Below are 368 nucleotides of genomic sequence, written 5' to 3'. Positions count from 1 at the left end.
CAACATTTTAATGCATTAGCAAGGTTAATATTAGAAGATGATAGTGATAAAAAAATAGTTAAGAGCTTAAAACAGTTAAACTTAGTTTTATGGGTGCTATTTGCCTGGTGTCGTGAGGATGAAAACTTAGAATCTTCATATTTATCTGTAGAATATTCTCTCTTAATAGCTTGGAGCTCTGTAAAAAAATACCAAAGAAAACGAACAGTAAATAGCGCTTTTAAAAAAATCCTACAGACTTATCAGACTATTACAGAAGCTTATTTTGATGAAGTGATATTTCCATTCGTAGATAAAAGACATGCAATATCATATTTTATTTCGGCACCATGTCCAATAAGTATTAATCTGAAATTGTTTGATATTTT

Annotated in this window: 1 protein-coding gene; it reads left to right on the top strand. The window is 29.1% G+C overall.

All coding sequences use genetic code 11. The annotated features are described in order from the left end of the window. On the top strand, positions 1-368 hold a 368-nt coding region (locus tag ACTRWE_RS19315), incomplete at both ends, for a hypothetical protein (RefSeq protein WP_462880548.1).

The sequence above is a fragment of the Pseudoalteromonas sp. G5_S1_54_S4 genome, assembly GCF_054968565.1.
The sequence above is the reverse complement of the archived record's forward strand: the minus strand, read 5'-3'. Positions and strand labels throughout refer to the sequence as shown.